Raw genomic sequence first — 7,173 nt, 5'->3', positions numbered from 1 at the left:
TCGCGTTCAAGGCGCAGGGGCTGGACCCGCACGCCGCGGCGAGTCGCCACCTGGCAGCTGGGCATGGCTTCGCTGGTGATCATGGGCGTGCTCAAGACCGTGTTGTCGTTTTTCGGCGAGGCGGTGACCCGCGCGCTGCCGCGGGCCGCGCTGCTGGGCTCGATCGCCGGGATCGCGATCGTGCTGATGGGTTTTCTGCCCTTGCTGGAAACGCTGCGCTCGCCGGTGGTGGGTTTCGTCACCCTCGGTCTGCTGCTGTATGTGCTGATCGCCAAGGGGCGCCTGCCGGTCCGCGCGCCGGGAGTGCTGGTCGCGTTCGCGTTCGGCACGCTGCTGTATTACGGGCTGGGGCTGACCGGGCTCGGCGCGCCGGGCTTCAAGGTGCCGCAATGGACGCCGCCGCAGGTGGTGCTGCCATGGCCGAGCCTGGGTTTCATCGAGGGCCTGCCCACGGCGATGACCTATCTGCCTCTGCTGCTGCCGTTCGGCCTGCTGATGGTGGTGGGGGGCATCAACGTTTCCGAAAGCGCCCGCGCGGCCGGTGACGATTACCGCACCCGCGACATCCTGCTGGTGGAAGCCTTCGCCACGCTGGTGGCCGGGCTGTGCGGCGGGGTGGCACAGACCACGCCGTATATCGGCCAGCCGGCCTACAAGCACATGGGCGCGCGCAGCGGCTACACGCTGCTGACCGGCCTGTTCATCGGCATCGGCGGCATGCTCGGGGTGATCTCCGGGCTGGTGCAGTGGCTGCCCCTGGCGGTGCTGGCGCCGATCATCGTGTACGTGGCCATCGACATCACCACCCAGGCCTTCCAGGCTACCCCGCGCGCGCATGCCGGGGCGATGGTGCTGGGCTTTCTGCCGTCGGTGGCCTATCTGCTGGCGATCAAGGCCCCGGGCTGGATCGCGCCGGAACAGCTGGCGGCGATGACCACGACGCTGGATGGGCACGGCCTGCCGGAGCTGGCGGTGATCTTCACCCTTGGCAACGGCTTCATCATCACCGCGATGCTGTGGATCGCCACGGTGGTGGCGATGATCGATGGCCAGTTGCGGCGCGGTGCGGTGCTGATGCTGATCGCCGCCGGGCTGACCCTGTTCGGCCTGATCCATTCGGTGGATCCGCGCGGCGGCATCTACCTGCCGTGGATGCTGGAAGGCCTGCCGAAGATCATCAGCTGGCAGTTCGCCGGCGCCTATGTCGCGCTGGCGCTGATGCTGGGACTGCTGTCGCTGCAGAGGCGGCCGACCGGCCAATAGCGGGGAACCCTCGCCGATCGGCCCGGTCACACCCTCACATGCAATACGAGGTGCAAGTGATGCAGAAGCGCAAAGCGGTGTGGCCGTGGGTGGTGCTGGGAGTGGTGGCGGTAGGCGGGGCCGGGGGCTGGCTGTTCCAGGATGATCTGCGCCGGCTGCCGTCGCCGGGCAAGGTTTCGCCCGGCGGTAATACCGGTGTGGCAGCGCCGGCCGCGGCACCGTCGCAGATTGCCGCAGCGCCGGTCGCGGCCTCGCCGCGTTATCCGCTCCACAGCACGGATGCCGCCGATGCAGCGCTGCCTGTGCTGGCCGACAGCGATGCGCAGGTGATGCAGATGCTGGGCGGGATGTTTCCGGACGGACTGCTGACCTTGCTGGTGCCCGGGCACCTGATCCAGCGCGGCGTGGTGCATATCGACAATCTCACCCAACCCAGCCTGCCGGCGGCGGCGATGGCGCTCCGCCCGGTTGCCGGCAGCCCCCTGCTGCAAGCTGACGGCCAGGGCGGTGAGCAGCTGGCCGCGGCCAATGCGGCGCGTTATGCGCCTTATGTGGACGCCTTCACCGGCGTTGATGCCCAGCGGCTGGCGCAGGCCTATCGCCGTTTGTATCCGCTGATCCAGCAGGCCTGGCGCGAGGTCGGGCATCCCGATGGCCATTTCAACGACCGCCTGGTCGCGGTCATCGACCATCTGCTGCTGACGCCCGAACCGCCGGTGGCACCGTCGCTGGTGCGGGATGAGCGTGGGAGGTACCGCTTTGTCGATCCGGATCTGCAGGCGCGCTCGGTGGGGCAGAAGGCGCTGTTGCGGCTGGAGGTGGCGCAGGCGCGGGCGGTCAAACAGCAGTTGCGCGAACTGCGGACCGCATTGACCGGCGGATAACCCGCTCGCGCAGGCGTTTGCGCCGGATCAATGCACGGGGTGACGGTGTGGCGATACTGGACCGGAGGCGGCGATTGCAGCTGAACAGGGCTGGCTCCCCGCCCTTGAATCACACCATTGCAACCGCATCTGAACCAGTATCGCTGGCAGTGCCGGCCCCCTGATATCGAGGAAGAACACCCATGCGGATGGACAAGCTCACCTCCAACTTCCAGAAGGCGCTGGCTGACGCGCAATCCCTGGCGGTCGGCCGCGATCACAACATCATCGAACCGGTGCACGTGCTCAGTGCGCTGCTGGACCAGTCCGGTGGCAGCAGCCGTCCGTTGCTGGCCCAGGCTGGCGTCAACGTGCCGGTGCTGCGCGAGCGACTGGCCGAATCGCTGGATGCGCTGCCCAAGGTCTCCGGCCAGGCCGGCAGCCTGTCGATGGGCAACGATCTGGTGCGTCTGCTCAATGCCACCGACAAGCTGGCCCAGCAGCACAACGACCAGTTCATCGCCAGCGAATGGTTCCTGCTGGCCGCCGTGGATGACGGGGGGGCCGCCGGCATGGCGTTGCGCGGCGCCGGTGCCGACAAGAAGAAAGTGGAGGCCGCCATCGACAAGCTGCGCGGCGGAGAAACCGTGCAAAGCGAAAATGCAGAAGAGCAGCGCCAGGCGCTGGAGAAGTACACCATCGACCTGACCGCGCGCGCCGAGAGCGGCAAGCTCGATCCGGTGATCGGCCGCGACGAGGAGATCCGTCGCACCATCCAGGTGCTGCAGCGCCGGACCAAGAACAACCCGGTGCTCATCGGTGAACCCGGCGTGGGCAAGACCGCCATTGTCGAAGGCCTGGCCCAGCGCATCATCAACGACGAAGTGCCCGAAGGCCTGCGCGGCAAGCGCGTGCTGTCGCTGGACATGGGCGCGCTGATTGCCGGTGCCAAGTTCCGCGGCGAGTTCGAGGAGCGGCTGAAGGCCGTGCTCAGCGACCTCTCCAAGAACGAAGGCCAGATCATCCTGTTCATCGACGAGCTGCACACCATGGTCGGTGCCGGCAAGGGCGATGGCGCGATGGATGCCGGCAACATGCTCAAGCCGGCGCTGGCGCGTGGCGAGCTGCACTGCATCGGCGCCACCACCCTGGATGAGTACCGCCAGTACATCGAGAAGGATGCCGCGCTGGAGCGCCGCTTCCAGAAGGTGTTCGTGGGCGAGCCGACGGTGGAAGACACCATCGCCATCCTGCGCGGTCTGAAGGAGCGCTACGCGGTACATCACGGCGTGGAGATCACCGATCCGGCCGTGGTTGCCGCGGCGACGTTGTCCAACCGCTACATCACCGATCGTCAGCTGCCGGACAAAGCCATCGACCTGATGGACGAGGCGGCGTCGCGCATCCGCATGGAGATCGACTCCAAGCCGGAAGAACTGGACCGCCAGGAACGCCGGCTGATCCAGCTCAAGATCCAGCGCGAGATGCTCAAGAAGGAGAAGGACGAGGCCTCGCGCAAGCGGCTGGCCGATCTGGAAAACGACATCGACACGCTGGAGCGCGAGTTCTCCGACCTCAACGAAATCTGGAAGTCGGAAAAAGCCGCGCTGCAGGGGGCGACAAAGATCAAGGAGCAGGTCGAGAAGGCCAAGCTCGATCTGGAAGCGGCCCAGCGCCGCCAGGATTTCGCCAAAATGAGCGAAATCCAGTATGGCGTGCTGCCCAATCTGGAAAAGCAGCTGGCCGCCGCGCAGGAGGTCGAGCGCAAGGATTTCAAGCTGGTGCAGGACAAGGTGACCGACGAGGAAATCGCCGAGGTCGTCTCGCGCTGGACCGGTATTCCGGTCAGCAAGATGCTCGAAGGCGAGCGCGACAAGCTGCTGCGCATGGAAGAAATGCTGCACAACCGCGTGGTCGGCCAGGAGGAGGCGATCAAGGTCGTTTCCGACGCGGTGCGGCGTTCGCGCGCGGGCCTGTCGGACCCGAACCGTCCGAGTGGCTCGTTCCTGTTCCTGGGCCCCACCGGTGTGGGCAAGACCGAGCTGACCAAGGCGCTGGCCGACTTCCTGTTCGACTCGCCCGACGCGATGGTGCGTATCGACATGAGCGAGTTCATGGAGAAGCACAGCGTCTCGCGCCTGATCGGTGCGCCCCCGGGCTACGTGGGCTATGAGGAAGGCGGCTACCTGACCGAGGCGGTGCGCCGCCGTCCGTACAGCGTGATCCTGCTGGACGAGGTGGAGAAGGCGCATCCGGATGTGTTCAACATCCTGCTGCAGGTGCTCGACGACGGCCGCCTGACCGATGGCCAGGGCCGTACCGTGGACTTCCGCAACACCGTCATCGTGATGACCTCCAACCTGGGCTCGCACCAGATCCAGGACATGAGCGGCGACGACAGCCCGGAGGCCTATCTGCAGATGAAGGCGGCGGTGATGGGCGTGGTGCAGGCGCACTTCCGCCCGGAGTTCATCAACCGGCTGGATGACATCGTCGTGTTCCACCCGCTGGACAAGCAGCAGATCAAGCAGATCGCGCGCATCCAGATGCGTGGGCTGGAGAAGCGGCTGGGCGAGCGTGGCCTGAAGCTGGAAGTCACCGATTCGGCGTTCGAGCAGTTGGCCAACGTCGGTTTCGATCCGGTCTATGGTGCCCGTCCGCTCAAGCGTGCGATCCAGGCGCAGTTGGAGAATCCGCTGGCGCAGAAGATCCTGTCCGGCGAGTTCACCAGCGGCGACACCATCCAGGTGGAAGCCGGCGGCAGTGGCCAGCTGCAGTTCGCCAAGGCCTGATCGCGAGAGTGCGACGGCGTGGCCCGGTGCCCGTCGTCGCAGCGATTCACGCCTTGCAGGAGCAGGTTCGATTGGGCTGAGGGCGCGGGCGTTACGCTGCGGGAAGGCCCGCGCACTCCATGGATGAGGAAGATCTGATGCGGTATGCGATTGCATCGTTGCTGGCATCGCTGCTGGTGGTACCGGCGGCGCTTGCGCAGCGCACCGGCACCGAACAGCTGCTGCGCCCGCAGGTACCGGGTTATGTAAAGGCGTTCGAGAACACCGAAGCTGACGGCGCACGCCTGTGGGAATACGTGCCCACTGGCCAGACCGTGCAGCAATGGACGGAGATGTTGACGGTCACCGCCTCCCGTCCCGGCCTGCAGGCGACGCCGCACGAGTTCCTGGGCTTCATTGAACGCGGGTGGAAAGGCGCCTGCCCGGGTGGCGAAAGCCGCTGGATCCGCGAGGGCGAGGAGAATGGCTATCCCTTCGCCTTGTTGATGCTCACCTGCCCGAACAATCCCGCCAGCGGCAAGCCCGAATACACCTGGTTCAAGGGCATCCAGGGGGCAGACCGTTTCTATGTGGTGCAGAAAGCCTATCGCTTCGCGCCGGAACGGGAGCAGGTGGTGTCCTGGGTGCAATACCTGAGCAAGGTGCAGCTCTGCGATACCCAGAGCGCTGCCCATCCCTGCCCGCAGATGAGCCCCGCCAAACCGTGAGGTGCCGCAGGATGCCGGCAGGCCGGGCAGCTGCTGTCTTGCCTATCCGCTGATACCAGGCGCTCACAAGTAACGGCTGCAACCTTCGGCCGGACGCCATTCCTCCTCGGCTATCGTCAGCGGTCCCTCCTGACCGAGCGCTCCGATGACCAACCTGCAGTGGAAGCCTGAAACCATCGCCGTGCACGGCGGCTATTCTCCCGACCCCACCACCCGCGCGGTCGCGGTGCCGATCTACCAGACGGTGGCCTACGCCTTCGACGACACCCAGCACGGTGCCGACCTGTTTGATCTCAAGGTGGCCGGCAATATCTATACCCGGATCATGAATCCGACCACCGATGTGCTGGAAAAGCGCATCGCCGCATTGGAAGGTGGTATCGGCGCGCTGGCGCTGGCTTCCGGACAGGCCGCGATCACCTACGCCATCCAGACCATCGCCGAGGCCGGCGACAACATCCTCGCCTCCAGCGCGCTGTATGGCGGCACCTACAATCTGTTTGCGCACACGCTGCCGCAGTTCGGCATCCAGACCCGCTTTGCCGACTACCGCGATCCGCAGGCCTTCGCCGCGTTGATCGACGAGAAGACCAAGGCGGTGTTCGTCGAGTCCATCGGCAACCCGCGCGGCAACATCACCGACATCGAAGCGATCGCGAAGATCGCCCATGCCCATGGCGTGCCGGTGATCGTCGACAACACCGTGGCCACGCCGTATCTGCAGCGCCCGTTCGATTTCGGCGCCGATATCGTCGTGCACTCTTTGACCAAGTATCTCGGCGGCCATGGCACCAGCCTGGGCGGCGCGATCGTGGACTCCGGTCGCTTCCCGTGGGCCGAGCACAAGGAGCGCTTCCCGCGCCTGAATACGCCGGATGTGAGTTACCACGCGTGGTCTATACCGAGGCGCTGGGCCCGGCGGCCTACATCGGCCGCGCGCGGGTGGTGCCGCTGCGCAACACCGGCGCGGCGATTTCGCCGTTCAATGCCTTCCAGATCCTGCAGGGCATCGAGACGCTGGCGCTGCGCATGGACCGCATCAACAGCAATACGCTGGCGGTGGCCCACTATCTGCAGAAGCACGCCAAGGTGGCATGGGTGAACTACGCCGCGCTGCCGGACCATCCGGAGCATGCGCTGGTACAGAAGTACCTGCGCGGCCATGGCTCGGGGATTCTCACCTTCGGCCTGCCCGGCGGACGTGAGGCCGGTGCCCGTTTCCTCGATGCGCTGCAGCTGTTCACCCGTCTGGTGAACCTGGGCGATGCCAAGTCCCTGGCCACGCATCCGGCCTCCACCACCCATCGGCAGTTGAATGCGGCCGAGCTGGAGAAGGCGGGCGTCACCCTGGACACGGTGCGGCTGTCCATCGGCATCGAGCATATCGACGACCTGCTGGCCGACCTGGAACAGGCGCTGGCCAGCGCCTGATCAGGGGCGCCGTCGTCTCGTGGCGGTGGTGGAGAGGGTGCCTGCGACGCCCTCTCGGCCCGGTCACGGAACGCCCCCGCCGCCACTGGCGGGCGGGGCGACAGGGCGATGCGTCAG

General features: G+C 66.2%; 3 protein-coding genes and 2 pseudogenes. All 5 read left to right on the top strand.

Going from position 1 to position 7,173, the window contains the following annotated elements; all coding sequences use genetic code 11:
- Window positions 1–1,263, top strand: a pseudogene (locus tag JCM9942_RS08485) (SulP family inorganic anion transporter); the annotation flags it as partial.
- Between the two features lie 59 nt (window positions 1,264–1,322).
- The gene (locus tag JCM9942_RS08480) at window positions 1,323–2,147 is read left to right on the top strand and encodes a DUF3014 domain-containing protein (RefSeq protein ID WP_054659011.1); all 825 of its coding nucleotides are present in this window, start codon (window positions 1,323–1,325) and stop codon (window positions 2,145–2,147) included.
- A 182-nt stretch (window positions 2,148–2,329) separates the two neighbouring features.
- Window positions 2,330–4,918 (top strand): ATP-dependent chaperone ClpB, encoded by a 2,589-nt coding sequence (clpB, locus tag JCM9942_RS08475; RefSeq protein ID WP_054659008.1) that lies wholly within the window; start codon window positions 2,330–2,332, stop codon window positions 4,916–4,918.
- Between the two features lie 137 nt (window positions 4,919–5,055).
- Window positions 5,056–5,625: a hypothetical protein gene (locus JCM9942_RS08470; RefSeq protein ID WP_241772679.1), complete on the top strand. Its 570-nt coding sequence runs from the start codon at window positions 5,056–5,058 to the stop codon at window positions 5,623–5,625.
- 145 nt (window positions 5,626–5,770) lie between these two features.
- Window positions 5,771–7,056, top strand: a pseudogene (locus JCM9942_RS08465) (O-acetylhomoserine aminocarboxypropyltransferase/cysteine synthase family protein).
- Window positions 7,057–7,173 lie beyond the last annotated feature (117 nt).

Source organism: Stenotrophomonas pictorum JCM 9942 (genome assembly GCF_001310775.1).
Lineage (GTDB): Bacteria > Pseudomonadota > Gammaproteobacteria > Xanthomonadales > Xanthomonadaceae > Stenotrophomonas > Stenotrophomonas pictorum.
Note: the sequence above shows the minus strand (reverse complement) of the source record. Positions and strands in the feature narration are given on the sequence as shown.